The sequence below is a fragment of the Methanococcoides sp. DA23 genome (assembly GCF_057593895.1).
Genome location: NZ_CM172520.1, coordinates 1,789,962 through 1,816,558 on the forward strand (window position 1 = coordinate 1,789,962; position 26,597 = coordinate 1,816,558).

The following is a 26,597-nucleotide window of genomic DNA, read 5'->3' on the forward strand; positions in this document are numbered from 1 at the left end:
ATAGTAGATAAACATATCGTAAATAATAATACAGTTATAATAATATTTATAATGAGGAGTTATTGAAGATGTCGCTAACTATATATACAACCCATCCAGTGATAAAACCGAGAGAGGAAGGACGATCGCCGGGTCTTTGACCTGAGGAAAGTCTCCCCATCATCCAGATACACGAACACCTGTGAAGGGTGTCGGGTGAGAACCCGGGCTCTGGCACAGAAACGATACCACACCATACCAATGCTATGATACCGAAAGGTTGAGGTCGTATGGAACGTGGGTGGAACGGCGAAACCTCGTGGATGCAAGTTGGAGTAGGGATCAAGCAGGTTTCTGGACTGCCCCGAATTTATTAACGCGTAGCCGAATATCGTCAATGCAAGTGTCCGCAAGGACCATTCCCGAGTCAGCCCTGCTGGCGGGAAGCTTTGCATCAACAGAAGGGAGCTTACTCTCCTCACTCACAACCAACTTATTTTAAACGAACAAGATACTTATTTTCATTGACCTTGAGCGAACTTTTGCAACGTGTCTGCTACGAGCATTTCATCCACTTTTGTATTGTAGCAACCATCATTGAGCATAGGGATGCCGTATGTAACGATTCCCGTGCCAGCCAATGAACGCATGCCCTTGTTTATTTCATAATCACAGGCAATGACAAGCACACCGTCTGCACGCCTGTCCTTAAGGATGTTCTTAACAAAGGATGAACCGGTCACAATATAGAATTCATAACCATACTTTTCCGCGTCCCCTTTGAGTTGGCTGAACACACATTTCCCACAGGACTTACACTGTATCCCGTGTTTTGTAGCATATGCAGGACAATCCAATGAACGCATGCAGTGCGGAACAAACAACAAGCGCTTTTCAGTCCCGGCAAAATCAGACCGATTTGCTGCATTTTTCAAGGATACCATCCATTTGTCCAATATACGCGGGTCTGAAAATTTACAAAATAGATACTTAAGGGGCAAATAAAAGAAATCAAGAACATTTGCAAAGAAACCGGAAAGCCAAACATGACGCTTAAGGCTCACACGGCTCACAAAAAGAGCAAGTGCAGATATAAGAACAGAGAAGATCACAAAGGCCAGAAGGACCTTCCCAATAAGATTATACATCGCACATCTCCATCTTACTGATCACTTCAGCCACATCCACGGACGTATTGAAGCAACCATCCTTTGAAAGGCAAACACCCTGCACAGGAATGAAAGACATTTCCTCCATGGCTTCTGCAAGCTCATTGTAGCATGCCACGCCGATACATGAAGCTGGTTTGCAGGTCTTGAAGATCTTCTTGACAAAACTTCCCCCAGGGATCACAAATACCCTGAAGCCATATTTGCCGGCAGCTTCGCAGATAATACCGATATCACAAAGTCCGCAGATCTTACATTCATAGCCCAGTATCGGATCACATCTTGCCCTGCAACTTGCATTACGCATACACTGAGGCAGGAATATTGCACGAGGACCTTCCTTTTTTAGAAAATCATCGAGCATTACCGCATTACGCACTTCCACAAGGATCTCATCAACAAGGGATTCCCTTATAGAGAACACACTGCAGACCCATTTTGACGGTGAATAGAACAGATATAACATGAATAGGACAAAGCTCGGAAATATGAACTTTCGTTTCTTGAAACTATAGAACCCTATAGAAAGTGCTGCAAGAATACCTAAAAAAGTAATTAGCAACACATATACGAATATTCTTCCTAAGAACTCATAGGGAATTTCCATGTGCCAGAAAGAGAGAGAACATTATTTAAAACTAACTGTAAAAGCAATTCAAAAATAAAGAATAAAAAAAGATGAAAAGGTAGAGATCAGCCCTCTACACAATCATCAAGTTTGATACCAAGTGCTTCTGCTGTAAGAACCACTACATCCTCGACAACAAGCTCTTTAGCACCAACGGAATCCCTACCATCGGAAAGGTTCCTCTTACAGAACGGACAAGCGCTTGAAAGGATATCCGGACTCTTTGCAAGAGCATCCTGCACACGAGTCTCAGCGATCTTAAGAGCAAGGTCAGGAATACCTGCTTTTACACCACCGCCAGCTCCACAGCAGCGCTGATGTGCTTTTATCCTGTCCATTTCCTTAAGGTTGAGACCTGGAATGGCATTAATGACACTCCTTGGTGGCTCGAACACACCTACGTGACGTCCAAGGTGGCATGGGTCGTGGTATGTGACAGTAAGATTGTCGAATGGTTTTTCCCACTGGACCTTGCCTTCCTTGATGAGTCCTTCAAGGAACTCTGTGATGTGCATTACCTTGAACGGAAGTTCTTCACCGAGTAATCTTGGCCAGTCAACAAGTGACGCTCTGAAACATCCTGCACATGCATAGACAACTGTCTTTGCACCCTTTGCAACCATCCCATCAACGTTCTTCCTTGCAGCCTTCCTTGCAATGTCCTCGATCTCGTACTGACCGGTCCTCACAAGTGCGGAACAGCAACATACCTCATCCTCACCGAGCATAGCGAACTCTATACCAAGCTTGTTGAGCACACGTGCTGTTGCGAATGCAAGTTTTGTCTGTTTCAGTTCTGCAGTACAGCCACCGAAGTAAACGATATCAGCTTTATCAGCGATCTTGACATCTTCAGGGATCCAGTTAAGCCTGTTCTTGTTATCTTCCATGTAGGGGTTCTTGTACTCGCCAATCAGCTTGACGAACATACCCTGCTTACCATATGGACCGTTTCCACGCTTGACAAGATTGGAACGCATGGATTCCCATAGCTCAACAGTGTTGATGGCCATTTCACAAACGGTTGCACACATTGCACAGGTAGTACAGCCATATACATCGTCCTTGAATGCTTCGATCTCTTCCTCAGGAATTGCTTTTGGACCGAAAAGTCTTGCACGAAGACCGTATGACTTGTTCATGTATTGACTCCACCTAAGGATCTTGTCCCTTGGTGCAAGTCCTGCAGGCTTGCCGGCAGCGTCATATGTTGGACACCATTCGACACACTCGCCACAGCGTACACATGCGTCAAGCTCCATGAGCTGGACAGCGGTAAAGTTGTTAACGTTAATTGAAGGTTCGCCTTTCATGATTATTCGCCTCCCTTGTTAGCCATAAGAGTAAGTGGACCTACGATCATGTGCATGTACTTACTGAATGGAATATATGCGATACAGAATAGCAATGAGATCACAACGTGGAACAGTGATGCAGGTGGTGCAAGTTCGGAATGCATCCCCAGACCCCAGAAGGTACCGTTCCTGATACCATCAGCAATAAACCCTGTAACTACAATGATAGTAAGACCGATAAGAAGACCTGAATCGAAAGCAATGGTACTGTTACGAGCCCTTGCAACAAAGAGTCTCCTGTAGATAGCAATAATGATACCTACCAACAGAATGTAACTGAATATGTCATTAGGCAAGCTGAGCATTTCCCTGAAAACTGCAGGGTCGAGAACGTGAACGCCTGCAAGGTAGATGAGTTCTACAACGAACATTGCAATTGACATAATACATAATGCGATCCAGCCTCCAAAGATAGCAAGGTGCATTAACCATCTGCCAGGACTGCGCCTTAGAGCACGCCTCTGGAAAGCAGCATCGATCAATGTTGCAATGATACTCTGGCCATGTCCATGCCCTTTTGCACTCATCTGATAAGCCAGGGTTTTAGGGAAGGTAAAGATGCTTCCATTGGAAGGGGCAAGACCATACCCTTCAGAACCTAAGCTCCATTTTTTAAGATTTATGTACATACCGATCATGAAGATCGCTATGGCGATCGTGGCCATGATCATGACCGCTGCGAATGTGATCCTCATAGATTCGGTAAGCATTCCGAAACTGTTTGAGACCTCCACAGAAAGTCCACTATAATATTCCATACTCATAAATTATCCTCCTGATATTGCCAAGATGTGACACTATTATATATTTCTAAAAATTATCGTGAATATTAAATATGATTTGTGTATTGGTAGAACCAATTATATTTAAACATTTTCATAAACATAACTTACAGCAAAAGTAAGAAAACGCATCAAAGCAAACACTTTGTTAAACCTGTTAGAACAAGGTGCAATTTAAAATTGTATGTAAATTAATGCAATATTCAGACCCTGCCCAGCATAGTCGCAAAGGATACTGAGCAGACCAAAGAAGATGAAAGCCTGGAATTGTATTCATCTAAGGCATTGTCCCTGCCTGCATTGCAAAGGATTATCCATTAATATGCAAGGAAAAAACAGATCACAAAAGCTTGACCTTACTCTTAAAAGCATCCAGCCCAACGTCATCGATAAGTCTACCCAGACGATATTTCTTAGCAGAGCTCATATAGAGTTCAATGATCCTTCCGATCATTTCAAGGACTTCAGCTTCATCCAACCCTTCAGCGATCACATCACCAATTCGTGGCCTTATTCCCGCATTACCACCTGCCAGCAAAGTAAATCCCCTCGGAGTACCCATTACACCTATATCCCTCACCGCAGGTTCTGAACAGGAATTCATACAACCGCTCACCGCCATCTTGAACTTGGAAGGTAATTGCATACCATGATAGCGTTCATCAAGGACCAGGCCTAAAGAAAGAGCATCCTGTTGTGCCCTTTTGCAGTTATCGATACCAGGGCATACCTTTATACTTCTCACGCACTTTCCGATAGATGCTGCAGGCTCCATCCCAAGTTCAGACCACGCATCATCAAGATCACTTTCCATCAATCCAATAATAGCTACACGCTGTGCAGAAGTGAATTTAAGAGTGGCATTGTATTTTTTTGCAACATCCACAACACGCTGCAATCCATCAACACTAATAATACCTGCCGGAGTCCGTGGGACAATGGCATAGGTTTCCCTATCCCGCTGCAGAATAGCTTTTTTATCAAGTATGTCCGATGCCATCATCCCACTTCCGATATATTCACATCACTTCAAAGGTCTGGAGATCATTTAATTTTCTTGAGAAGCCCTGCAAGACCTGATTTATGTCTTGCCTCATCAAGTGATGCCTTTGCAAAGAACAATGCTGCAGCTTCGTTACCTTCATCACGAGCGATCTTTGCAGCCTCTGCCTTCTCACCCTCTGCCATTGTCTCACCCTCGAGCATCATTTCGATATTCTCGACAGTGGTGTCCTTTACAAGACCCAGGAGTTCAGCGACCTCTGCTGCATGCCATGCTTCATCCATTGCGATCTGGCGGAAGTAAAGAGCAGCTTCAAAATGACCTTCGCGCTCTGCCTGCCTGGACATTGCAAAGTACCATCCAACTTCAGTAGTCTCACCTTTAAAAGTAGCTTTCAGAATATCTTGTAAACTCATTTTATGTGCCTCCTAAATCAAATTTGCAAATGTAAGATTATCAGAATCAGTAATAATGTTTATGGAATACGGAACAGGACTGTAATTAAATGACCGTATCGTTATAGAAATAGCAGCCAGTGAAATACCATTCTTATTAAAGATAGCCTTTACTGATATTGCATAACCCTGATACCAGGTTGCGCAAAATATACATGTATTGGAGATATTCAGAGAATGGATGACATTTGAGCTGAAAATTATCCTTGTCGAGCCTTTATACCAGGGAAATGTAGGATCGGTTGCAAGAGCCATGAAGAACTTCGGGTTCTATGACCTGACGCTCGTGAACCCCTGTGAACTGAAAATGGAAGCAAGGGCACTTGCATCCCATGCATACGATGTCCTTGAGGGAGCAAAGATAGTTGATACCATCGAAGAGGCCCTTGAAGGCAGTGATATAGTCATTGCGACCACCGGCATCACAGGACTGAAAGTCGATGAACATATACGTATGCCACCATACACCCCGAGGGAACTAAAGGAAAAGTTCAGCGGAACGAATGGAACTGTTGCAGTCCTTTTTGGAAGGGAAGATAACGGGTTCACCAACGAGGAGCTTAAACTCAGTGATGTGATAGTAAGCATACCTACATCCGAGATATATCCGATAATGAACCTTTCACATGCGGTCACCATCATACTCTATGAAATGAGCCAGATAACAGCAGGTGAGAACAGTCTTGCAGACGGGTTCGACCTGAGATTATTATATGAGCATATCGAGGAGGTCCTTGATGACATCGAGTACCCTGCACACAAAAAAGAAAAGACGCACCTGATGTTTAAAAGAATATTCGGAAGGGCACAGCTCATGCCAAGGGAAGTGCAGACATTAAGGGGTTTTCTTGGAAAGGTCCAGAGCCATATCAAATGAACAGGACCATGCATTATAGCATTCTAAAAGTATTGACTCGAAATATTGATATGTACATAGGGTATTCTGGTATCTCCGATACCTGAGGTATCATTTTAACATAATAATGTGGATTACATGAGTGAAATAAAATGGGATGAAAAGTTCAGGGATTTTCTTAAGCGCTATTACTGGGATGAAATACTCCTGCTGGCGAATGAGTACCCTGAGCTCAGAAGTATTGTTGTTGATTTTCCCGACCTCGAGCAATTCGATGCAGACCTGGCATACGAACTACTTGAGCACCCGGATGACGTAATACCCTATGCTGAACAGGCATTAAGGGAGATAGACATACCTATCGAGAAGGAACTCGATGATGCTCATGTCCAGTTCATAAACGTCCCCAATAAGGTAGCTATCAGAGAACTTCGAAGCAAGCATCTTCTAAAGTTCATATCCATCGAAGGTATGATACGCAAAGCTACCGAAGTCAGGCCAAAGATAACAAATGCAGCATTTATGTGCATGAGGTGTGAGAACACCAGTTTTGAGCCACAGGGCGGTCCTAAGTTCGTGGAACCTACTGATTGTGAAAATGAATCCTGTGGAAAGAAGGGGCCATTCAAGCTTCTGATAGACCAGTCCACATTCCTGGATGCCCAAAAACTTCAGGTACAGGAGTCACCGGAAAGCCTGAAAGGTGGTCATCAGCCACAAAGTCTTGATGTCGATGCAGAGGACGATCTGGCAGGACTTGTTAAACCAGGTGACCGTCTTGTCATCAATGGAGTACTCCGGTCCCACCAGAGAACTTTGAGAGAAGGTAAATCGACATTTTACGACCTTGTCCTCCATGCCAATTCCATCGAATATATGGACCAGGAATTCGATGAGCTCGACATATCGCCGGAAGAGGAAGAAAGCATCATTGAGCTGGGAAAAAACCCTGAGATCTATAAGATGATCAGAGGCTCCATCGCACCTTCCATCTACGGATATGAAGACATAAAGGAAGCACTCAGCTTACAGCTGTTCTCAGCGGTGCCCAAGATGCTACCAGATGGTTCAAGGGTCAGAGGAGACATACACATATTGCTTGTTGGTGACCCCGGTATAGCAAAAAGTCAGCTGCTCCGATACATGGTAAAGATATCACCACGTGGTGTTTTTGCTTCAGGCAAAAGTGCATCTTCCAGTGGTCTTACCGCTGCAGCTGTCAAGGATGACCTTGGGGACGGACGCTGGACACTGGAAGCCGGTGCGCTTGTAATGGCTGACATGGGTCTTGCCTCCGTTGATGAGATGGACAAGATGAGCAAGGAAGATAAAAGTGCCCTGCACGAAGCCATGGAACAGCAGACCATCAGCGTAGCAAAGGCAGGCATACTTGCAACATTGAAATCAAGATGTGCATTACTCGGTGCAGCCAATCCGAAGTATGGAAGGTTCGATAAATACGAAGGGCTTGCAGAACAGATCAATATGCCTCCGGCACTCATCTCAAGGTTCGACCTCATATTCATACTTCTGGATGTGCCCGACCGGACCAAGGATAGTAATATCGCACATCACATATTGAAATCCCAGTATGCAGGGGAGCTGAACGAACAAAGGAAAAAACTCCCAAATTCCACAATTACAAAGGAAGAGGTGGAGTCCCATATGACTGTCGTTATGCCCACCATTGATAATGACTTCATGAGAAAATACGTTGCCTATGCAAGAAGAAAGATCTTCCCGGTAATGGAAGATGATGCCCGAGACCATATTATTAATTACTATCTTGACCTTAGAAAACAGGGAGAAGGCAAAGATTCACCGGTACCTGTTACTGCAAGACAGCTCGAAGCCCTTGTAAGACTCGCTGAAGCAAGCGCACGCATACGTTTAAGCAATGTAGTGACCATTGATGATGCGAAAAGGACAACACGAATATCCATGGCATGTATGCGCCAGGTCGGAGTAGACCCGGATACAGGAGCTTTCGACGTGGATGTAATTGCATCCGGAACCAGCAAGAGCCAGCGTGACAAGATACATCATATCAAAGATATAATCAAACTTGTCAGCGAAAGGCATGCCGGCGCAAAGGCACCGCTTGAAGAGGTATATGCAGAAGCCGAGACCCAAGAGATAAGTAGGGAAAGAGCGGAAGAGCTTATATCTAAGATGAAAAAGCAGGGTGACCTGTTATCCCCTGATAACAAGCACATAAAATTAGTATAATAAGGTGAACATATGTACCTGAAAATACACAGATCCCCGAATCAGACGATAGTTGCTGTTTGCGACAAGGAACTGATCGGAAAAAAGCTTACCAAAGGTGACATTGTAATAGATATATCGGAAGGTTTCTACAAAGGGGAGATAGCGCCCGAAGAAACCATCATACAAGCACTCAGGAATGCTCCGAGTGCAAACATATTTGGAAAACGTTCAGTTCAATGCGCCATTGATTCTGGTGCCGTTGATCCAGAATGTGTAATATACATCGATGGCATACCGCATGCCCAAATATACAGATTATGAATTTTACATTTAATTTTACATTTATCAAAATATTGGTGTAAATATGAGTGAAAGTAATATGAGTAATGAAACTTCCATTCTTGACAAAGATGAGCTTATCAAAAGCGTAGTAGCAAAACACAAGCGCCTTCTGGAAGAATACAACAAAGAGTTCAGCGAGCTCGATGGAAGATCAAAGGCACTGAAAGAACAGATAGAGTCCTCAAAGCAGGAAAAAGAAGACACCCTGACCCGTATTGAGGTCCTAAAGGAAAAACGTCAACAGCTCTACCATCAGGCAGAGAACGTTCTTGGGAACATGTTCACTGATATCGATGACAAACTGCTTGATAACAAGCTTATGCATGCTGCAAATGACGGATTTACCAAGGTAAGGCGCCTCATCGATATCAATGAAGAAAAGCAAGTAGTTGAGGAACTATTGACCAAGCTTGATGGTATGAGCACACATGAAACCGTCCAGAGCTCCGTCCAGCAGATAAAAGCAAAGGTCAATGGTGCTATCGAAGCCAGCAATGAGCTTGCAGGGACCATTGGTATTAAAGCCCTTGATGAAAAATTCCATAAAGCAACTGAGGAACTTAAGACGATCTCACCACGCCACGGATGGCTTGAGAACAGAATAAAGAGCCATAATGAAGCCCTTGAACACTGGGAAAAGAATCCTGTCACTGAAGAGAACACACCGGAGGCTGACGCATGACCACAACAGATGTATCAACCATGAGTGAAAAGGACCTGAAGAACACCGTTAACGATTACAGGACAAAGATCACACAGAACGAACGCACCCTGAAAGGTGTTTTTAGAGATCTGAAGCTGCATCGCACAAATATCGATGAGCTTAAAGAGAAAAGGGACAAGCTTAACGCGCAAGTAAAGGAACTTGCAACAAAAGCACGCGAAGAGAAGAAACTTCGTGATATCGCTAATGAGAAGATCTCAGAGATAAAAGGCACAAGAGACCAGATCCGCAGCGAAAAGGACAAGGTCACCGGCAGTATCACCGAGCTTAAAACAAAGCGTGATGAATACAACAAGCAATCCCGCGGAAGTGTGGAATCTCTGTCAAAGGCATATGCTGCTGAACTTGATAAGTTCTTAAATGCAGATATTCCCCTCAAACATGAGATCGATATTTTCGAAAAACTTTCCGACCTTGGAGAGAGGATCGGTGCTGCAAGTCAGGCTGATGAGCTACATAGCAAGATCGTGGAAACATACAGATCATCAGAGTCGATCTACAAAGCCGATGGGACTGTTGGAAAGGATGTAAAGGGACTTGCAGAAGAGTCACAGAAACATCATCTTGCAATGCTTGCATCCTACAAGAAGATCGATGAACTTCGAAAGGAAGCAGACCTCCATCATGCTCAGATCAAAGAGACCTATGATGTCGTCTCACCAATTAGGGAAAAGATCGATCCACTGAAAGTAAAGATATCAGAACTCAGAGATGAACTCAGCATATATCTTGACAAGCTCAATGAGATCCAGGTTGAAAAGGATGAGAAGAAACTGGATGAAAAACACATTGTTGCAAAAGAGAAGTTTGAGAAGACAGGAAGGATGAGTCTTCAAGACCTTAGATTATTGATGGAAAAAGGAGATCTTAAGCTTTAAGCTTATTATCTCATTTTTTTTATTTTGCATTTTATTTGATCACTGATCATTTTTAGGTTCATTCATAATTAAAAGAACCTATTTTCAGCGTATATTCAGTCGGACCATATTCAGCTCGATAGATAGAACTATAGACATAGTCGATTCATTATGACCATTTGTCGACATCTCAAACAACTTTTTTGAATGATAGCTGTTAAATTCCAATTATTTATTTCAGGAAAAACGTTTGAAAATTACAAAACAAGCCATACTTAAAACAGCCATAACAAAACTGAATCCTGGAACGTTCTCTGCCGTACTATTATTTTCGACAGGAATAATCGGAATGGTTGGAGAACTGTCCGGCCCCTCCAACACAGGTGCAGGTAGTGAGGGGTCAAGATATTGATACACCGGAGTGAATGTGATCAATTCGCCATCAGGACCATAGTAAATGGCATCCACAGTAATATTAAATATCTCTTTTGAATTATTATGCGAGTAGGTGAAAACAGAACCTTCGCCCAAGATCTCATCTTTGAGAGCAACGCCATCGAGTGACAGTTCCACCCAAACATTGCCATCATCATCCACATCCTTGACCACAAAGAGATAACCCTGACTGAACTGCCATTCTCCATGGGTTTCAATGAAAATACCCTTGCCATCTATAATTCGGATGCGGACATCATCATTTGCAGCCGATACAGGGAAGACACAAATAAAAAATATTAAAAATAGCAATAGGATAGAAAGTAAATGTCTTAACTTTCTTTGTTCCACGTGCCACACCTATTATTTATGAATACAACTTCCGGCAACGATCTCTTCCAGACCTTCCGCAGTTTCCACAAGAAGAGTACCATTTTCAGTGATACCTACTGCTTTTCCGCTTATCATCCTTTGAGGTGTCACCACATCCACATTCCGACCTATAGTTGAGGACAGAGATCTCCACTCCTCAAGAATTGAATCGAAACCTAATGTCTTAGATCGGACATATTCATCTTCAATTGCCTTCAACAATGCCTGAACAAAAGCGATCCTATCCAGATCTTCGCCTTTTACCTCACTAAGACTTGTTGAACTCGACCGAATATCTTCAGAAAGGTCTTCTATGGACACATTGACATTGATACCCATACCAATGACAATAAAATTGATCTGATCGGCTTCCGCATCCATTTCTGTCAGAATACCGCAGACCTTCTTATCCCCGACCAAAACATCATTTGGCCATTTAAGAGATGCCTCAATACCAAATTCACGAATTGCCCGTGCAACGGCAACTCCGGCCATGAGAGTAAAGCGAGGTGCATATGCAGGAACCACATTCGGTTTAAGGATAACGGACATCCAGACACCGCCTCTTGGAGATATCCAGTGCCCGCCTTTGCGACCACGGCCGCTGTCCTGCATTTCAGCAATTACAACAGACCCTTCATCTGACAGTGGTCCCATCTTCTTTGCGACATCATTGGTCGAATCCACCTCATCAAAATACCGAATATCAACCCCAATGATACTCGTGTCAAGACCATCCAGTATCTCCGACGGATAAAGTTTGTCGGGCGATGAGACAAGAACATGACCGGAACCAGGCGAGGATTTTATGACATAGCCTTCCTCACCTAGTGCTTTAATATATTTCCAGACCATCGTCCTTGAAATACCAAGTCTTTGCCCAAGTTCTTCACCGGAAATTGGATCAGTTCCTGCATTCTTCAAAGCTCTGATTATATCCATTTTCTTGTCAGTCAAGTAATAACCCCCAAATTCAAATGATAATAGAACAATATATCAACAGACCTTATTTAGTCTGTTGACAGTTTGACTGCTGTTTTGCAGCATTTACATAAGCACTGACTGCCGCAGTAGCAGCTGCTGTCTTACGTGAATTATTACCAAGTACCGATGCAAGAGTGAAACCTTTTTCCTTTTCCATCTCCACGACTTCCTTTACTGCCTCAAGGATATTATGGTCGTCGATGAAATGAGTGGTCAGGTCCCCACGTACGAACGCCTCATTGGAAAGGACAGCCTTATGGAATGGAATATTGGTAGTTACACCAACAATGACAAACTCATAAAGTGCCCTCTTCATCCTGCTGATAGCTTCTTCGCGAGTTTCGCCCCAGGTACAAAGCTTTGCAACCATCGAATCATAGAAAGGAGGTATGACATAGCCCATATAAACACCACTGTCTATACGTACACCCGGACCGCCTGGTGAGCGGTACCTGGTGATCTTACCCGGAGAAGGTGCAAAATCATTGAGAGGGTCTTCGGCATTGATACGGCACTCGAATGCATGACCTGTTATCTTGATATCTTCCTGCTTGAAAGGAAGTTCCTTTCCACATGCAATGAGCAACTGCTGCTTCGCAAGGTCGATACCAGTAACAAGTTCAGTGATACAATGCTCCACCTGAAGACGTGTATTGACCTCGAGGAAATAGAAATCACCCTTGGAATAAAGGAACTCCACAGTACCTGCATTCTCATAACCTATGGACTTTGCCGCTTTGACAGCAGCCTCACCCATTTCCTTACGCAGCTCGGGAGTCAGCACCGGAGATGGCGCCTCTTCCATGAGCTTCTGATGCCTGCGCTGTATGGAACATTCCCTGTCCGACACATAAACGGTATTGCCATAGCTATCTGCAAGTATCTGGAACTCGATGTGACGAGGTTCCTCCACATATTTCTCAATGAACACAGTGGGATCACCAAAAGCAGATTGTGCTACCGATTGGATAGACACCAGAGAAGACTTGAAATCGTCCTTTGAATAGACGACCTTCATACCGATACCACCGCCACCTGCAGATGCTTTTATCATCACAGGATAACCAATGGAATCAGCCATTTCGAGGGCTTCATCCACATCTTCAATGGCCTTGTCATATCCCGGGACCACCGGAACACCAGCTTCGATCATAAGTTTTCTTGCAGCGATCTTGCTACCCATCTTCTCAATGACCTCACTGGAAGGACCGATGAACACGATCCCAGCAGCCTTACACTTCTTTGCGAAGATCGGGTTCTCTGAAAGGAAACCATATCCAGGATGGATACCTTCAGCACCCGACTCTTTTGCCACTTCGATTATCTTGTCCATGTTCAGATAACTCTGGCTTGAAGGTGAAGGACCGATATGATATGCTTCATCGGCATATTTTGGAAAAAGGGCATTCTTGTCAGCATCCGAATATACAGCAACTGTGGAAACATCAAGTTCCCTGCATGCGCGCATTATACGGATAGCGATCTCACCCCTGTTTGCTATAAGGACTTTCTTGAACATGATAAGAGCTCCTGTTAGTTAATGGCCATCAGTACTTCGCCTGTAGCGACCAGATCCCCTTCGGAAACGAAGATCTCTTTAACCACACCGCCATGAGGAGCATGTATAGCATTCTCCATCTTCATGGCTTCGATCACACAGACCTTGTCACCTTCTTCAACAGTATCCCCGACACTGACGTTCATGGAAAGGACCATTCCCTGCATGTGACTTGTGACCGCACCCTCGCATTCCACAGGCTTTGAAGAGCTTTCAACAACAGTAGCCGAACCTCCAGCAGGTTCTACTTTGACCTCGAAGACCTCGCCTTCGATCTCGACCCTGTAATCTGTAGGGATGGCCATGCTCACAGGTGCAACACCTACCGGTGCCTGTACCGGAACGAGCTCTTCCTCCTCACCCTCTCCAAGCAGGAACTTAGGTGCAATTGCAGGATACAGGATATATGTAAGGACATCCTCCTCCTTCTTCACAAGACCCATTTCCTCAGCCTCTTTTTTAAGGGACTCGTACTCTGGTTTGAGAAGGTCGGCAGGACGAACTGTGATAGGTACCTCATCGCCAATGATCTTCGCGATCATTTCGGAACTGATGGGCGCAGGTGATCTGCCATAGAAACCACGCACATAATCCTTGACCTCGTTTGGAATTACCTTGTAACGTTCACCCATAAGAACATTCAATACAGCCTGTGTGCCTACGATCTGGCTGGTGGGGGTGACAAGGGGAGGATAACCAAGCTCCTCACGTACTTTTGGCATTTCCTCCAGAACCGCCTCATATTTATCAAGGGCATTCTGCTCCTTAAGCTGTGAAACAAGATTGGAAAGCATGCCACCAGGTATCTGATACAACAATACGTTAGCATCTACCTGCTCAGAGATAGGATCAAGGATACCCCGGAACTCTTCCTTAAGGTCCTTGAAATATTTTGAAGCTGCTGTGAATTTCCCAAGATCAAGACCTGTGTCATATTTTGTCCTCTGGAGTGCAGCAACAATGGATTCAGTAGGTGGTTGGGAAGTTCCCCCTGCCAGGGGAGAAAGCGCTGTATCGAGAATATCGACACCTGCCTTACAAGCAGCCAGGTAGCTCATGGATGCCATTCCTGATGTACAATGGCAGTGTAGTGCCACAGGAAGTCCCACCTCTTTCTTGAGTGAAGTTATAAGCTCATATGCCTCGTGTGGTGCGAGAAGACCCGCCATATCCTTGATGCATATAGAATCACAATCAAGTTCAGCAAGCTCATTTGCAAACTCGACATATTTTTCCACGGTATGTACCGGACTTATTGTATAGCTTATAGTCCCCTGTACATGAGCACCGACATTCTTTGCAACGGAGATAGCCTTCTCCATGTTGCGTATATCATTGACAGCATCGAATATCCTGAAGATATCAATGCCGTTCTCATGGGCTTTGGTAACGAATTTTTCCACAACGTCATCAGAATAGTGACGATAGCCTACAAGGTTCTGCCCTCTAAGAAGCATCTGCGCAGGAGTGTTATCCATACGACTCTTAAGCTCCCTGAGCCGTTCCCATGGATCTTCGTTCAGATAACGGATACAGGTATCGAATGTTGCACCACCCCACATTTCAAGGGAATAGTAGCCAACCTCATCAAGTTTGTCGATGATCGGCAGCATGTTACGGGTTCGCATACGTGTTGCGAGAAGGGATTGGTGAGCATCCCTCAGAATAGTTTCCGTTATTTTTACTGTCATTGTTTGTACCTCATAATTCTCAATTCAGACCCAGCTTTGGATCAATAAGTTATTCATAAGCCGAAATTGAACTTAATTGAACATATACTTTTATGTAGTTTCTGGTAAGCGTTTATAAACAAAACGTAATAACTATTATTTGCATAATAATATAATACAACAGTAGACTCGAATCGCCAATGTCTCACAATTCTAAACAAAATGAAAAAATGGAAAAATAGAGAAGGATTAAAATATGCATTTTAATGCAATATTATACAACTCCAACCGCACCTAAAAGTTTCAAGAAAGCTCCACCCACAGAGATAATTATCTTATCCATAGTGCTTGCTGCCTCGATCTTGATCTCTTCATTATCATATGCATCATTGAAATCCGCAACAGCATCTTCGGAGTCCAGAAGGTCCCTCGCCACATCTTCATTGGTAGTTATGATAAGGGCTGGTTCAAAACCAGGATCATCAGCATCCACTTCTTCAAAAGTAATAACCTCCAGATCCACATTAGTTACTGCTTTTATAGCAAGTATGCTTGCATCGTTCATATCGATGAGCAAAAGTATTTCTTCATTTCCTATAACATATTTGACACTTGAAGGAACCTGATCAGCGTTCTGATTAAAATCGTTCACAGCAAAGTTCAGATCATCAAAAAGATCTGCAGATGCAGGAACTGAAAGCATTGAAATAATCAACAGAATTGTTAAGATACCCCATTTCATTGTATACACCTCATTAAACTAAATGTTACTAATTAATCATATATTTAACAAATATAAAAACATGTGGTTTAATTTCAATGGACATCAACATCTTTTTAATTTCCCACCCCATAAGCACTGACAAGAAGGGAGAACAACCCAATATGGCAGAAATAGTTGCAAGCGATGAAATGCAGGAGTACTTCAACACCCTTGAAGGCACACTAAAGGAAGAGATAGATATTGTGAACGATGCCCGATCCAGAGGCAAAGATCCAAAACCACATGTAGAGATACCTCTTGCAAAGGACCTTGCAGACCGTGTGGAAAACCTCATCGGTGTCAAAGGGGTTGCGCAACTTATACGCAAGCTTGAAGAAACGATGTCGAGGGAAGAAGCTGCACTGGCACTTGGAAGAGAGGTAGCTCAGGGAAAGGTAGGAGAGTTCGATTCAAAACCAGAAGCTATCGAAGCTGCCATTCGGGTATCTGTTGCAATGCTCACAGAAGGTGTCGTAGCAGCCCCCATAGAAGGGATCGACCGTGCCGACATAGGAAAGAACGATGACGGTTCCGAGTATGTAAGCATATTCTATGCAGGCCCAATACGCAGTGCCGGAGGTACAGCACAGGCACTATCTGTCCTTGTTGGAGATTATGTACGCAGAGGCGTTGGCATCGACAGATACAAACCTCGTAAGGAAGAAGTCGAACGTTACATAGAAGAGATCATGCTCTACAAACGGGTTGCAAGTCTCCAGTATACCCCTTCTGAGGAAGAGATACGCCTTATTGTAGAGAACTGTCCAATCTGCATTGATGGAGAACCCACCGAAGCGGAAGAGGTCGAAGGACACCGTAACCTTGAGAGAATTGAAACGAACAGGGTACGTGGCGGAATGGCATTGGTACTTGCCGAAGGTCTGGCACTGAAAGCCCCGAAGATACAAAAGCATGTTAAAAAGCTCAAGATCGATGGCTGGGAATGGCTCGAGCAACTAATATCCGGCGTAAAAAGTTCATCCGACAGTGGAGAAGACGAAGAGACGGATGGGAAGCCGAAGATAAAACCAAAGGACAAGTATATGCGTGATCTCATTGCAGGAAGACCTGTTTTTTCCCATCCATCAAGGCCCGGCGGGTTCAGACTTCGATATGGACGATCACGCAACACCTCATTCGCAGCTGCAGGCATAAGTCCTGCTGGAATGATAGTGATGGATGATTTCATTGCACCCGGAACACAGCTAAAGGTGGAACGTCCTGGAAAGGCCGCAGGCATGGCCCCTGTAGATTCCATTGAAGGACCCACTGTGCGCCTTAACAACGGCGATGTTATCAGAATAGACACCATCGATGAGGCATACGCCCTTCGTTCCGAAGTAGAAGAAATAATTGATATCGGTGAGATACTGATCAACTACGGAGATTTCCTTGAGAATAACCACCCCCTTGCGCCTTCCCCATATTGTTTTGAGTGGTGGATACAAGAATACAGGAAAGCCGCCCCAGATGCAGAAAACAATGAAGAGAGACTGAAAGACCCGACACAAGAAATTGCATTGGACCTTTGCAAGGAACTGAACATACCATTACACCCTAAATACACATACCTGTGGCATGACATTGATAATTCCCAGTACACATCACTTGCGGAAAGTATTTCGGAAAATGGTCTGCTTGAAGCGGACGGATCAATTCTGAAGTTACCACTGCAAAGGACAATTGATACAGGGATGAAAAAGGTACTCGAAGACCTCCTTGTACAACACAAGGTAGAGGATACAACAATAATTATAGAAGAGCCACTTCCGCTTATCTATTCCCTGGGACTCAATGAAAAGCTCTCGAAAGGATGGGATTCACTCGGACATGAAGAGGTGCTCGATAATATCAATGAGATAGCCGGGTTTGCAGTCAGACCACGTGCCCCAACTCGCATTGGCGCCAGAATGGGTCGACCGGAAAAATCTGATAAAAGGAAAATGACACCGGCACCACATGCTCTTTTCCCCATTGCAGAGGCAGGCGGGAACACCAGAAAGCTCGTGAATGCAGCAAGTTTCAAGCTCAACACGAATTCAAAGGCAGGCATGATACCGGTAGAGATAGGAAATAGGATCTGCCCTGCATGTGGAGTGGAAGGCTTTGAGTTCAGATGTGACTGTGGAGAGTACACATTACCAAAATTGTTCTGCCCAAGATGTGGTATTTCGGTCAACAAGGAGAAATGTCCGAAATGTGATTCCAAGACCACCTGTACCAGCATGCGTAAGATCGATTTCAAACAAATTTATCAGAAAGCTTTTGAAAGTATAGGAGAAAGGGATAACCTCGATTCCTTCAAGGGCGTCAAGAAGATGATGTCAAAACACATGACACCTGAACCCCTTGAGAAAGGTATTCTCCGAGCCAAGCATGATCTGTTCACATTCAAAGATGGTACTGTACGATATGATATGTCGGACATCCCCCTTACCCACATACGACCATCGGAGATAGGTGTCAGTTGTGAAAGGATGGTCGAGCTTGGTTATTTGAGAGACATCTATGGCAAACCTCTAACCGATAGTGAGCAGGTACTTTGCCTCAAGGTACAGGACCTTGTGATCTCATATGATGCTGCCGACTATATTTTGAGGATCACACAGTATATTGATGATCTGCTCGTGAAATATTATAAGGTCGCCCCATACTACAATGCAAAACACATAGACGATATTGTTGGCGTGCTTCTTATGGGACTTGCACCCCACACATCCGCAGGTGTCCTTGGAAGACTTCTCGGATTCACCACCGCTTCAGTGGGTTATGCACATCCGTACTTCCATGCAGCAAAAAGGAGGAACTGTGACGGGGATGAAGACTGCGTTATGCTTCTTATGGATGGCCTTCTTAATTTTTCCCGTGATTATCTACCCGACAAGAGGGGAGGACAGATGGATGCACCCCTTGTTCTGACCACTCGCCTCGATCCAAGTGAGGTCGATAAGGAAGCACACAATATAGATATGTGTGCATCTTACCCGCTGGAATTCTATGAAGCTACCCAAACAATCGCAAATCCAAAGGACTTTGAAGATAAAATGGACCTTGTCAGTGGCAGATTGGGTACGACACTGCAATATGAGGAGTTCATGTTCACCCACGACACATCCAATATTGCTGCCGGACCACTTAAAAGTGCATACAAGACCCTTGGGACCATGGTAGAGAAGATGGACGCGCAACTTGAGCTTGCTAAGAAGATACGTGCAGTGGATGCACCTGATGTTGCGGAAAGGGTATTGACATCACATTTTCTGCCGGATATGTTCGGCAACCTTAGGGCATTTTCAAGACAGGGGACCAGATGTGTCAAATGTGCTGCCAAGTTCCGCAGGCCACCCCTTACCGGAAGTTGTCCGAAATGCGGTGGTCGTGTGATACTTACAGTACACGAAGGAGCTGTTAAGAAATACCTGCAGGTTTCCATAAAAGTAGCGGAAGAGTATAATGTTTCCAGCTATACAAAACAACGTATCGAACTGATAGGTTATGATATGAAATCCCTTTTCGAAAATGATAAGTCAAAACAGATGGGACTTTCCGACTTCATGTGAGGCAGGAAGGTCAGGGATACTAAAGGATATGGAGCGATACATGCCATCCAACATGTTACAATATATTGTGAATTGTACTACATTGCGACTTTGATGTGTTGCAAGACGCCCATATCGTTAAGTGTCCTATATATTACTGCAGAATTATCATTTATACAGGCATACCGATCGCATTGATGTGTTCGATAAGTTCTTTGAAATTCTCAAATTCAATTTCAAGTACCTTTTTTTCAGTCATGCCGATAGACATCTCACCATCAACGGTCAGTGATTCAGGACCACGTCTTACCATCCTATCAACACCATCGGCAGAAAGTACAGCCTTTGCTTCGGGATCGTGAACAAAGGCACGGCCAGGGATCAGCACTGTTTCGGTGACTTCGGAAAGATCGAGATCATTGAGATCATCAATGGTTATCAGACATCCAATATCCTTGTTAAGTCCGATCACATTAACAGTGCCTCCGAGTTTGTCAAATATTTCGGACAGCCTGCCTGCAGCGACCTTGCTTGTGAGGATAGTGGCCTGTTTTCTAACCTCAGGAAGTTGTGCCAACAGGTCATCATGTAAACGTATGGCGAACGGAGAACCTATTAAAGGATCTTCCAGAGGAGTGCCCGTGATCCTGAGATCGTGTTTGGATGCGGCTTCGCGAACTATTTGGGTGAACTCATCTACCGTGTGGGTCTTGATGTTGTCCATTATTGGTGCGTTCTCAAGAATAAGGCCTTCTTCCCTTGAATTTGCAAAACGCATCAGAATGGCACCTGCGGCACCCATATTTTTAAGGTCGCTCAATGTTTTTTCAAGTACGGCACCATCATTAATGCCCGGTATTACCACGATAGCACCATAAACCTCACAATTTGCACAGAACTCACGAAGCACTGTCAATGAGATCTCTGGTTCAGGGTCGTTCATGTACTTTCCACGGATCTCAGGATCGGTGGCAAATACTGTAAATGATACTTCGGTTACTCCGTTCTCGATAAAGAATGCGGCATCATCTTCAGAGGTGAATCCCTTTCCACTTGTGTATCCAAGATGGATGGGTTTGCGGAACTGTGAGAGGAAGGTCACCAGTTCTTTGAGCTCAGGATAACAGCTGACATCGCCACCGCCACTTATTGTGAACTTCTCAAGGTCACCACTACCAAAATGAATAGCTTGTGAGACATCCCCCATGACATATTGGGCGGGTTTGAAACCGGAGTAGAGCTCTTTTACACCGCGTGTGCAATAATCACATCCTTTCGAGAAGGGGAAACAATGTTTACAACCAAACGCAGGTACATCTTTCACTTTTTTGAAATAGCAATAACTGCAAAACCCACGGCAATCCACACCGGGATTACCTCCAACATCCGCTACAATTTCCATATCGATCGGTGATACCTTAAGTTATGTGATACAAAACGTTTGTGGTGTAAAATCGGGTAAGTCATATTGTGAATATTATTACATACTAAATTAAAATATGAAGTTTCGAAATACATACTCGTTATTACAAATATATCAAAACGTATGTATTTTGTATGCGTATTGATAACCAATAATTCAGACCAATCACAGTCCCCAACCCAAATGTTCATGATTTATCATGATTGATTTGCACCCACATTATCCAAATCCAAAAGCTTTAAACGTAAAAACAGCATTCCAAATTTGAATTGACTAGAAGGGACTACAATTGGAAATATAAAAAACACATTAATGGAGATCGGAAAGAACTTCCGACCATTAGTTCAATTATGTGATTTCCAGGAAGAGTTCCCGTAATAAAATTAGGAGGAAATATACGTGTCTGACAAAATAGACATATATGACGACAGAGGTACACTGTTGGAAAGCGATGTAGATATAAACGACCTCGCTCCAACAACTAATGCAGCAATCGGAAAGATCATCAAAGACACAAAGAGGACTGTCGCTGTCAATCTTGCAGGTATCGAGAAAGGTCTCGCAACCGGCAAGTATGGTGGCAAAGCACGTCAGATTCTCGGACGCGGTCTTGAATATGATATCGTAGGGAACGCAGATGCTATCGCAGAGTCTGTTGCAAACCTTGTAAAGGTAAGCGACGATGATGACACAAACGTAAAAGTGATCGGTGGCGGAAAACAGCTTCTTGTGCAGGTTCCAAGCGCAAGAACAGACGCTGGTGCTGACTTCGTTTCAGGAAGCACAGTAAGTGGCGCAGCTGTTGTAGAGACCATCATCAATACGTTCAACACCGACATGTTCGATGCACCACTCGTAAAGGGCGCTGTCTGGGGTAGCTACCCACAGACCATGGACATGAGCGGCGGTAACGTTGCATCAATTCTCAGCATACCACAGCAGAATGAAGGTCTCGGTTTCTCCTTGAGGAACATCATGACCAACCACGTTGCTGCTATCACAAACAGAAAGGCAATGAATGCTGCTGCACTCTCCTCAATCTACGAACAGGCAGGTATGTTCGAGATGGGTAACGCAGTAGGCTCATTCAAGAGACACCAGTTACTCGGATTCGCATATCAGGGACTTAACGCTAACAACGTAGTCTATGATATCGTTAAAGAGAACGCTAAGAATGGTACAGTCGGCACAGTTATCGATACAGTTGTTGAGAAAGCACTCGACCTCGGCGTCATCGAAGTTGACCACGTAGCACCATCCGGATACAACTTCTACAAAGCAAATGACGTTTCCATGTGGAACGCATGCGCAGCAGCTGGTCAGCTCGCAGCTACACTCGTAAACTGTGGAGCAGGCAGAGCAGCACAGAACGTGTCATCAACCATCCTGTACTTCAACGATATACTCGAGAAGGAAACAGGTCTTCCTGGCTGTGACATGGGTAGAGCACAGGGTACTGGAGTCGGATTCTCTTTCTTCAGCCACTCAATCTACGGCGGTGGAGGTCCAGGTATCTTCAACGGTAACCACGTTGTAACAAGACACTCCAGAGGATTCGCAATTCCTTGTGTATCCGCTGCATGTTCAATTGACGCAGGTACTCAGATGATAACTATCGAAAAGACATCTGCACTTGTCGGAAATGTGTTTGGTTCAATCGAAGAATTCAGAGAGCCAATCAAAGCAGTTGCAGGGGCGCTCTAATACAAGTGTTCTAACAGATCTCAAAGGTAATACATAATGGTCGAATCTGTCACAAATTTAGAAGATCTCATTCAGATCGAGATATGTCCAGCACGGTTTCTGAGTCCAGAGACTGCACAGGAACTACTCAATGAACTGAGCAATATCGAAGGTATCACAAGGGCATTCGTACATGGCCCAAGGTTGCCAAAGACCGTACCATACGGACCGGCAACCGGACACGATGTTGATCACAAGTTCAGTAAAAATATCCAGATCGGTGAAACGGAATTGGACCTTGCTGTAATTGTTGGCCGCATAAGGCTGGAGATCCTTAACGAAGAAGTCAGAGAGAACATCAGAGAAGTGTGCGAGCGAACACTACCGATGGGCTATGAGTTCCGACAAGGACTTTTCATACAAAAGAGGCAAACCGTTTCAGACTATGCTAAACGCGGACCTAATGCTGACCCGACTACTTTAGGGCTAGCAGATCCGAAAGGAAAGGTCGGTAATCGTGTCTGTATGTTAAATCCAGCGGAGTGATCGATCTGTTCGACCGGGAAACACAAGTTGTAGATTGTAGGCACGGAATGGGCCTTGGTCGAGGAGGAGGACTCGCACAGCGCGGTACGCTCTCCGAGACAGGACGCCCCGATGTCATCGCAGTTGCAATGAGCCCGGGAAGAAGACATATCACAAAGCCGATATGTGAACTCACATACGGCATGCGCAGGGAGGATATACAGGTCAGCGTACTGGTATTGAATTCTGGATCCGGCGTTCCTGATACTCCCATGAGATCAGGTTCATTCGGGATCACACCTGAAGAGATCGCCCAGATATCCAGACATAAACTGGCTGTTATCCATACCGGAAACATACGGGATCACGTGGTTAAGAAAGTAAGGGAAATTCTAAAAGAAGCAGATACCCCGGCAATAATCGTCTGTCAAGCAAATATTGATTTTGAGGATCTTGCAAGGGTAGGTATAAAGACCAAGATTGTAAAGCCAAAAAGTAGCGAAATCCAGACGAAAGGTAAAGTCATGGATATCGTAACAGGCATCACAAGAGGCGAATCCTGTTCAAGGGATAAGCTAAACGAACTTGTGAAGGCCGTTAAAACTACAATGAGATCGATCGATAATTAAGGAGTGTTATAACATGGCATATGAAGCACAGTATTATCCAGGTGCAACATCCGTTGCAGAGAACAGAAGGAAACACATGTCCGGTAAGGTCGAGAAACTCAGGGAAGTCTCTGATGATGATCTGACCCTCGTACTCGGACACCGTGCACCAGGTAGCGACTACCCAAGCACACACCCTCCACTCGCTGAGATGGGTGAACCAGAATGTTCAATCAGAGAAATGGTCGAAGCAACACCAGGCGCAAAAGCCGGTGACAGGGTAAGGTACGTTCAGTTCGTTGACTCAATGTACAACGCACCATCAACCCCATACTTCAGATCCTACGCAGCAGCTATCAACTACAGAGGTGTCGACCCAGGTACACTTTCCGGTCGTCAGGTCGTAGAAGCTCGTGAGAGAGACATGGAAGAGATCGCAAAGTTCCAGCTCGAGACAGAAATGAGCTGCCCAGCACTTGCAAGCCTTCGTGGCGCAACAGTGCACGGTCACTCACTCCGTCTCCCAGAAGACGGTATCATGTTCGATATGCTCGACAGATGCCGCCTTGAGAACGGCGTAGTAATTATGCACAAGGACCAGGTCGGAAGAGCTATCGACAAAAAGGTCGACTTCGGAAAACCAATGTCCGAGGAAGAAGCTGCAAAGAGAACCACAATCTACCGTGCGGACAATGTTGCATTCAGGGATGACGCAGAAGTCATCGAATGGGTCCACACAGTGTTTGAGAAGAGAACCGCATACGGATTCAAGCCAGAGTAAATAGAGGTGACATAAATGGCTGACGACAGAAAAAGACTGTTCCAGAAAGAATTGGAAATCAAATTCACAAAAGAACACGGCGACAACAAGATGGAAGGTGGAGAGATCACTGACAAGAAAGTGACCTACTACCGTCTTGGTGTTGACCAGAACCCAAGAAAGGTCGAAATGAGGAAGGCAGGCCAGGAAATGGCTGACAAGAGAGGTCTTGTTGGTTACAATCCTATGATGCACTGTGGTGGTATCCCACTCGGTCAGAGAGCAATTACACCTTCCTTCATTTCCGGTACTGACATCATGGTCGAGACCGATGATCTCCACTACGTCAACAACGCTGCAATGCAGCAGATGTGGGATGACATCAGAAGAACCACCATTGTCGGTATGGACATGGCTCACGAGACACTCGAGAAGCGTCTCGGTATAGAAGTCACACCAGAAACGATCAACCACTACCTTGAAGTACTCAACCACGCACTCCCTGGCGGAGCAGTTGTTCAGGAGCACATGGTCGAAACACACCCAGGTATGGTAGATGACTGTTACTGTAAGATCTTCACCGGTGACGACGAACTTGCAGACGAGATCGACCCACAATTCCTTGTCGACATCAACAAGCAGTTCCCTGAAGAGCAGGCAGAAGCACTCAAAGCAGCTATCGGAAAGACAACCTGGCAGGCAGCACACATCCCAACCGTTGTTAGCAGAACAACAGATGGTGCACAGACCTCAAGGTGGATGGCAATGCAGGTCGGTATGTCCTTCATCGCAGCATACAACATGTGTGCTGGTGAAGCAGCAGTAGCTGACCTTTCATACGCAGCAAAGCACGCTGGTGTAATCTCAATGGGAGATATGCTTCCAGCAAGACGTGCTCGTGGACCAAACGAGCCTGGTGGAGTTTCCTTCGGTCACATGGCTGATATCATTCAGACAAGCCGTGTTGACGCAGAAGACCCAGCTCATGTAGCTCTCGAGGTAGTCGGTGGAGCATGTATGCTCTACGATCAGATCTGGCTCGGTTCATACATGTCTGGTGGAGTAGGTTTCACACAGTACGCAACCGCTGCATACACCAACAACATCCTTGATGACAACATGTACTACAACGTTGACTACATCAACGACAAGTACGATGGTGCAGCAAACAAGGGTACCGACAACAAGGTCAAGGCAACAATGGATGTTGTCAAGGACATCGGAACAGAGTCCACAATCTATGGTCTCGAGAACTACGAGAAGTACCCAACAGCACTCGAAGACCACTTTGGTGGTTCCCAGAGAGCAACAGTACTCTCCGCAGCAGCAGGATGTGCAACATCCCTCGCAACCGGAAACGGAAACGCTGGTCTCTCCGCATGGTACCTTTCAATGTACCTGCACAAGGAAGCACACGGCCGTCTCGGTTTCTTCGGATACGATCTGCAGGATCAGTGTGGCGCAACCAATGTATTCTCCTTCCAGTCCGATGAAGGTCTCCCAGTAGAGCTTCGTGGACCAAACTACCCTAACTACGCAATGAATGTAGGTCACCAGGGTGGTTACACTGGAATCGCTTCAGCAGCACATGCTGGACGTGGAGATGCATGGGCAGTTAACCCACTCATCAAGGTCTGCTTCGCAGACGACATGCTTCCATTCGACTTCACCGCTCCAAGGAAAGAGTTCGGTAGAGGCGCATTGAAAGAGTTCGAGCCTGCTGGTGAGAGATCCCTCATCATCCCGGCAAAATAATTTCAACAACCTAAAAGGCAGGCATTTGCCTGCTTTTTCTTCTTTTTTTATTTTTAGGGAAACTTTACCTGTAACTTACTATTTTGAATAGCGGAAGCTTTTCACCTGAATACTGTCAAACTGTAAAAATCCCTAAATAAATCGTTAATTATATCAGTAAA

23 protein-coding genes and 1 other RNA gene are annotated in these 26,597 nt (G+C 44.8%); 12 read left to right on the plus strand and 12 right to left on the minus strand.

The genetic code is table 11. From position 1 onward, the window contains the following. The first annotated feature begins 109 nt into the window (after nucleotides 1-109). An RNA gene (rnpB, locus tag AC20MK_RS08800) (RNase P RNA component) lies at nucleotides 110-463 on the plus strand. A 37-nt stretch (nucleotides 464-500) separates the two neighbouring features. Here the strand turns inward: rnpB and AC20MK_RS08805 are convergent. The 6 genes from AC20MK_RS08805 to AC20MK_RS08830 all read right to left on the minus strand — a co-directional run bounded on the left by AC20MK_RS08805 (nucleotide 501) and on the right by AC20MK_RS08830 (nucleotide 5,332). Then, nucleotides 501-1,127: a DUF116 domain-containing protein gene (locus AC20MK_RS08805; protein ID WP_487355466.1), complete on the minus strand. Its 627-nt coding sequence runs from the start codon at nucleotides 1,125-1,127 to the stop codon at nucleotides 501-503. Beyond that, entirely contained in the window at nucleotides 1,120-1,755 is a 636-nt protein-coding gene (locus AC20MK_RS08810; protein WP_487355467.1) for a DUF116 domain-containing protein, read from the minus strand. The genes AC20MK_RS08805 and AC20MK_RS08810 overlap by 8 nt, the downstream gene beginning before the upstream one ends. 86 nt (nucleotides 1,756-1,841) lie before the next feature. Continuing rightward, a complete protein-coding gene (locus AC20MK_RS08815; protein WP_487357091.1) occupies nucleotides 1,842-3,092 on the minus strand; it encodes a (Fe-S)-binding protein in 1,251 nt (416 codons plus the stop codon). After that, entirely contained in the window at nucleotides 3,092-3,895 is an 804-nt protein-coding gene (locus AC20MK_RS08820; RefSeq protein WP_487355468.1) for a disulfide reductase, read from the minus strand. The genes AC20MK_RS08815 and AC20MK_RS08820 overlap by 1 nt, the downstream gene beginning before the upstream one ends. A gap of 358 nt (nucleotides 3,896-4,253) precedes the next feature. Next, nucleotides 4,254-4,913, minus strand: coding sequence for an NAD(P)/FAD-dependent oxidoreductase (locus tag AC20MK_RS08825; protein ID WP_487357092.1), 660 nt, complete (start codon nucleotides 4,911-4,913; stop codon nucleotides 4,254-4,256). 44 nt (nucleotides 4,914-4,957) lie between these two features. Then, nucleotides 4,958-5,332, minus strand: coding sequence for a ferritin-like domain-containing protein (locus AC20MK_RS08830; protein WP_487355469.1), 375 nt, complete (start codon nucleotides 5,330-5,332; stop codon nucleotides 4,958-4,960). Between the two features lie 220 nt (nucleotides 5,333-5,552). Between AC20MK_RS08830 and AC20MK_RS08835 the strand changes: the two genes are divergently transcribed. The 5 genes from AC20MK_RS08835 to AC20MK_RS08855 all read left to right on the plus strand — a co-directional run bounded on the left by AC20MK_RS08835 (nucleotide 5,553) and on the right by AC20MK_RS08855 (nucleotide 10,382). After that, on the plus strand, nucleotides 5,553-6,248 hold the full coding sequence (locus AC20MK_RS08835) for an RNA methyltransferase (RefSeq protein WP_487357093.1): 696 nt from the start codon (nucleotides 5,553-5,555) through the stop codon (nucleotides 6,246-6,248). A gap of 117 nt (nucleotides 6,249-6,365) precedes the next feature. Continuing rightward, entirely contained in the window at nucleotides 6,366-8,456 is a 2,091-nt protein-coding gene (locus AC20MK_RS08840) for a minichromosome maintenance protein MCM (protein WP_487355470.1), read from the plus strand. Nucleotides 8,457-8,468: 12 nt separating this feature from the next. After that, on the plus strand, nucleotides 8,469-8,759 hold the full coding sequence (locus AC20MK_RS08845) for a DUF424 domain-containing protein (RefSeq protein WP_487355471.1): 291 nt from the start codon (nucleotides 8,469-8,471) through the stop codon (nucleotides 8,757-8,759). 43 nt (nucleotides 8,760-8,802) lie between these two features. Next, nucleotides 8,803-9,462: a hypothetical protein gene (locus AC20MK_RS08850; protein ID WP_487355472.1), complete on the plus strand. Its 660-nt coding sequence runs from the start codon at nucleotides 8,803-8,805 to the stop codon at nucleotides 9,460-9,462. Beyond that, on the plus strand, nucleotides 9,459-10,382 hold the full coding sequence (locus AC20MK_RS08855) for a coiled-coil protein (RefSeq protein WP_487355473.1): 924 nt from the start codon (nucleotides 9,459-9,461) through the stop codon (nucleotides 10,380-10,382). Before AC20MK_RS08850 ends, AC20MK_RS08855 begins: the two co-directional genes overlap by 4 nt. A 216-nt stretch (nucleotides 10,383-10,598) precedes the next feature. Here AC20MK_RS08855 and AC20MK_RS08860 read toward each other — a convergent pair whose 3' ends face one another. From AC20MK_RS08860 to AC20MK_RS08880, 5 genes are all read right to left on the minus strand, one after another. Next, nucleotides 10,599-11,147 carry an S-layer protein domain-containing protein gene (locus AC20MK_RS08860; protein WP_487355474.1) on the minus strand — a complete coding sequence of 183 codons (549 nt, stop codon included), beginning with the start codon at nucleotides 11,145-11,147 and terminating at the stop codon, nucleotides 10,599-10,601. 12 nt (nucleotides 11,148-11,159) lie between these two features. Next, on the minus strand, nucleotides 11,160-12,125 hold the full coding sequence (locus AC20MK_RS08865) for a biotin--[acetyl-CoA-carboxylase] ligase (RefSeq protein ID WP_487355475.1): 966 nt from the start codon (nucleotides 12,123-12,125) through the stop codon (nucleotides 11,160-11,162). Nucleotides 12,126-12,174: 49 nt separating this feature from the next. After that, the gene (locus tag AC20MK_RS08870) at nucleotides 12,175-13,671 is read right to left on the minus strand and encodes an acetyl-CoA carboxylase biotin carboxylase subunit (protein WP_487355476.1); all 1,497 of its coding nucleotides are present in this window, start codon (nucleotides 13,669-13,671) and stop codon (nucleotides 12,175-12,177) included. A gap of 14 nt (nucleotides 13,672-13,685) precedes the next feature. After that, complete coding sequence (gene oadA / locus AC20MK_RS08875) at nucleotides 13,686-15,401, minus strand: sodium-extruding oxaloacetate decarboxylase subunit alpha (protein WP_487355477.1); 1,716 nt, start codon at nucleotides 15,399-15,401, stop codon at nucleotides 13,686-13,688. 253 nt (nucleotides 15,402-15,654) lie between these two features. Further along, nucleotides 15,655-16,122 carry a hypothetical protein gene (locus AC20MK_RS08880; RefSeq protein ID WP_487355478.1) on the minus strand — a complete coding sequence of 156 codons (468 nt, stop codon included), beginning with the start codon at nucleotides 16,120-16,122 and terminating at the stop codon, nucleotides 15,655-15,657. A gap of 143 nt (nucleotides 16,123-16,265) precedes the next feature. Here AC20MK_RS08880 and AC20MK_RS08885 point away from each other — a divergent pair, with 143 nt between their 5' ends. Then, complete coding sequence (locus tag AC20MK_RS08885) at nucleotides 16,266-19,703, plus strand: DNA polymerase II large subunit (RefSeq protein WP_487355479.1); 3,438 nt, start codon at nucleotides 16,266-16,268, stop codon at nucleotides 19,701-19,703. A gap of 151 nt (nucleotides 19,704-19,854) precedes the next feature. On the opposite strand, the gene mmp10 is transcribed toward AC20MK_RS08885, so the two are convergent. Then, complete coding sequence (mmp10, locus tag AC20MK_RS08890; protein ID WP_487355480.1) at nucleotides 19,855-21,084, minus strand: methyl coenzyme M reductase-arginine methyltransferase Mmp10; 1,230 nt, start codon at nucleotides 21,082-21,084, stop codon at nucleotides 19,855-19,857. Between the two features lie 420 nt (nucleotides 21,085-21,504). On the opposite strand from mmp10, the gene mcrB reads away from it, so the two are divergent. The 5 genes from mcrB to mcrA are packed head-to-tail and all read left to right on the plus strand — an operon-like array spanning nucleotide 21,505 to nucleotide 26,436. Next, the gene (gene mcrB, locus AC20MK_RS08895; protein ID WP_487355481.1) at nucleotides 21,505-22,809 is read left to right on the plus strand and encodes a coenzyme-B sulfoethylthiotransferase subunit beta; all 1,305 of its coding nucleotides are present in this window, start codon (nucleotides 21,505-21,507) and stop codon (nucleotides 22,807-22,809) included. A 36-nt stretch (nucleotides 22,810-22,845) separates the two neighbouring features. Next, complete coding sequence (gene mcrD / locus AC20MK_RS08900) at nucleotides 22,846-23,334, plus strand: methyl-coenzyme M reductase operon protein D (protein ID WP_487355482.1); 489 nt, start codon at nucleotides 22,846-22,848, stop codon at nucleotides 23,332-23,334. 5 nt (nucleotides 23,335-23,339) lie between these two features. Further along, nucleotides 23,340-23,942, plus strand: coding sequence for a methyl-coenzyme M reductase I operon protein C (gene mcrC, locus AC20MK_RS08905; RefSeq protein ID WP_487357094.1), 603 nt, complete (start codon nucleotides 23,340-23,342; stop codon nucleotides 23,940-23,942). A 13-nt stretch (nucleotides 23,943-23,955) separates the two neighbouring features. After that, nucleotides 23,956-24,702, plus strand: coding sequence for a coenzyme-B sulfoethylthiotransferase subunit gamma (gene mcrG, locus AC20MK_RS08910; RefSeq protein WP_487355483.1), 747 nt, complete (start codon nucleotides 23,956-23,958; stop codon nucleotides 24,700-24,702). A 15-nt stretch (nucleotides 24,703-24,717) separates the two neighbouring features. Then, entirely contained in the window at nucleotides 24,718-26,436 is a 1,719-nt protein-coding gene (gene mcrA / locus AC20MK_RS08915) for a coenzyme-B sulfoethylthiotransferase subunit alpha (RefSeq protein WP_487355484.1), read from the plus strand. The last annotated feature ends 161 nt before the right edge of the window (nucleotides 26,437-26,597 follow it).

Excerpts from the sequence above, each read along its gene's own strand:
- AC20MK_RS08805 (WP_487355466.1), bottom strand. The coding sequence starts at position 1,127 with ATGTATAATCTTATTGGGAAGGTCCTTCTGGCCTTTGTGATCTTCTCT.
- AC20MK_RS08810 (WP_487355467.1), bottom strand. The coding sequence starts at position 1,755 with ATGGAAATTCCCTATGAGTTCTTAGGAAGAATATTCGTATATGTGTTG.
- AC20MK_RS08820 (WP_487355468.1), bottom strand. The coding sequence starts at position 3,895 with ATGAGTATGGAATATTATAGTGGACTTTCTGTGGAGGTCTCAAACAGT.
- AC20MK_RS08825 (WP_487357092.1), bottom strand. The coding sequence starts at position 4,913 with ATGGCATCGGACATACTTGATAAAAAAGCTATTCTGCAGCGGGATAGG.
- AC20MK_RS08830 (WP_487355469.1), bottom strand. The coding sequence starts at position 5,332 with ATGAGTTTACAAGATATTCTGAAAGCTACTTTTAAAGGTGAGACTACT.
- AC20MK_RS08835 (WP_487357093.1), top strand. The coding sequence starts at position 5,553 with ATGACATTTGAGCTGAAAATTATCCTTGTCGAGCCTTTATACCAGGGA.
- AC20MK_RS08840 (WP_487355470.1), top strand. The coding sequence starts at position 6,366 with ATGAGTGAAATAAAATGGGATGAAAAGTTCAGGGATTTTCTTAAGCGC.
- AC20MK_RS08845 (WP_487355471.1), top strand. The coding sequence starts at position 8,469 with ATGTACCTGAAAATACACAGATCCCCGAATCAGACGATAGTTGCTGTT.
- AC20MK_RS08850 (WP_487355472.1), top strand. The coding sequence starts at position 8,803 with ATGAGTGAAAGTAATATGAGTAATGAAACTTCCATTCTTGACAAAGAT.
- AC20MK_RS08855 (WP_487355473.1), top strand. The coding sequence starts at position 9,459 with ATGACCACAACAGATGTATCAACCATGAGTGAAAAGGACCTGAAGAAC.
- AC20MK_RS08870 (WP_487355476.1), bottom strand. The coding sequence starts at position 13,671 with ATGTTCAAGAAAGTCCTTATAGCAAACAGGGGTGAGATCGCTATCCGT.
- oadA (WP_487355477.1), bottom strand. The coding sequence starts at position 15,401 with ATGACAGTAAAAATAACGGAAACTATTCTGAGGGATGCTCACCAATCC.
- AC20MK_RS08880 (WP_487355478.1), bottom strand. The coding sequence starts at position 16,122 with ATGAAATGGGGTATCTTAACAATTCTGTTGATTATTTCAATGCTTTCA.
- AC20MK_RS08885 (WP_487355479.1), top strand. The coding sequence starts at position 16,266 with ATGGCAGAAATAGTTGCAAGCGATGAAATGCAGGAGTACTTCAACACC.
- mmp10 (WP_487355480.1), bottom strand. The coding sequence starts at position 21,084 with ATGGAAATTGTAGCGGATGTTGGAGGTAATCCCGGTGTGGATTGCCGT.
- mcrD (WP_487355482.1), top strand. The coding sequence starts at position 22,846 with ATGGTCGAATCTGTCACAAATTTAGAAGATCTCATTCAGATCGAGATA.
- mcrG (WP_487355483.1), top strand. The coding sequence starts at position 23,956 with ATGGCATATGAAGCACAGTATTATCCAGGTGCAACATCCGTTGCAGAG.
- mcrA (WP_487355484.1), top strand. The coding sequence starts at position 24,718 with ATGGCTGACGACAGAAAAAGACTGTTCCAGAAAGAATTGGAAATCAAA.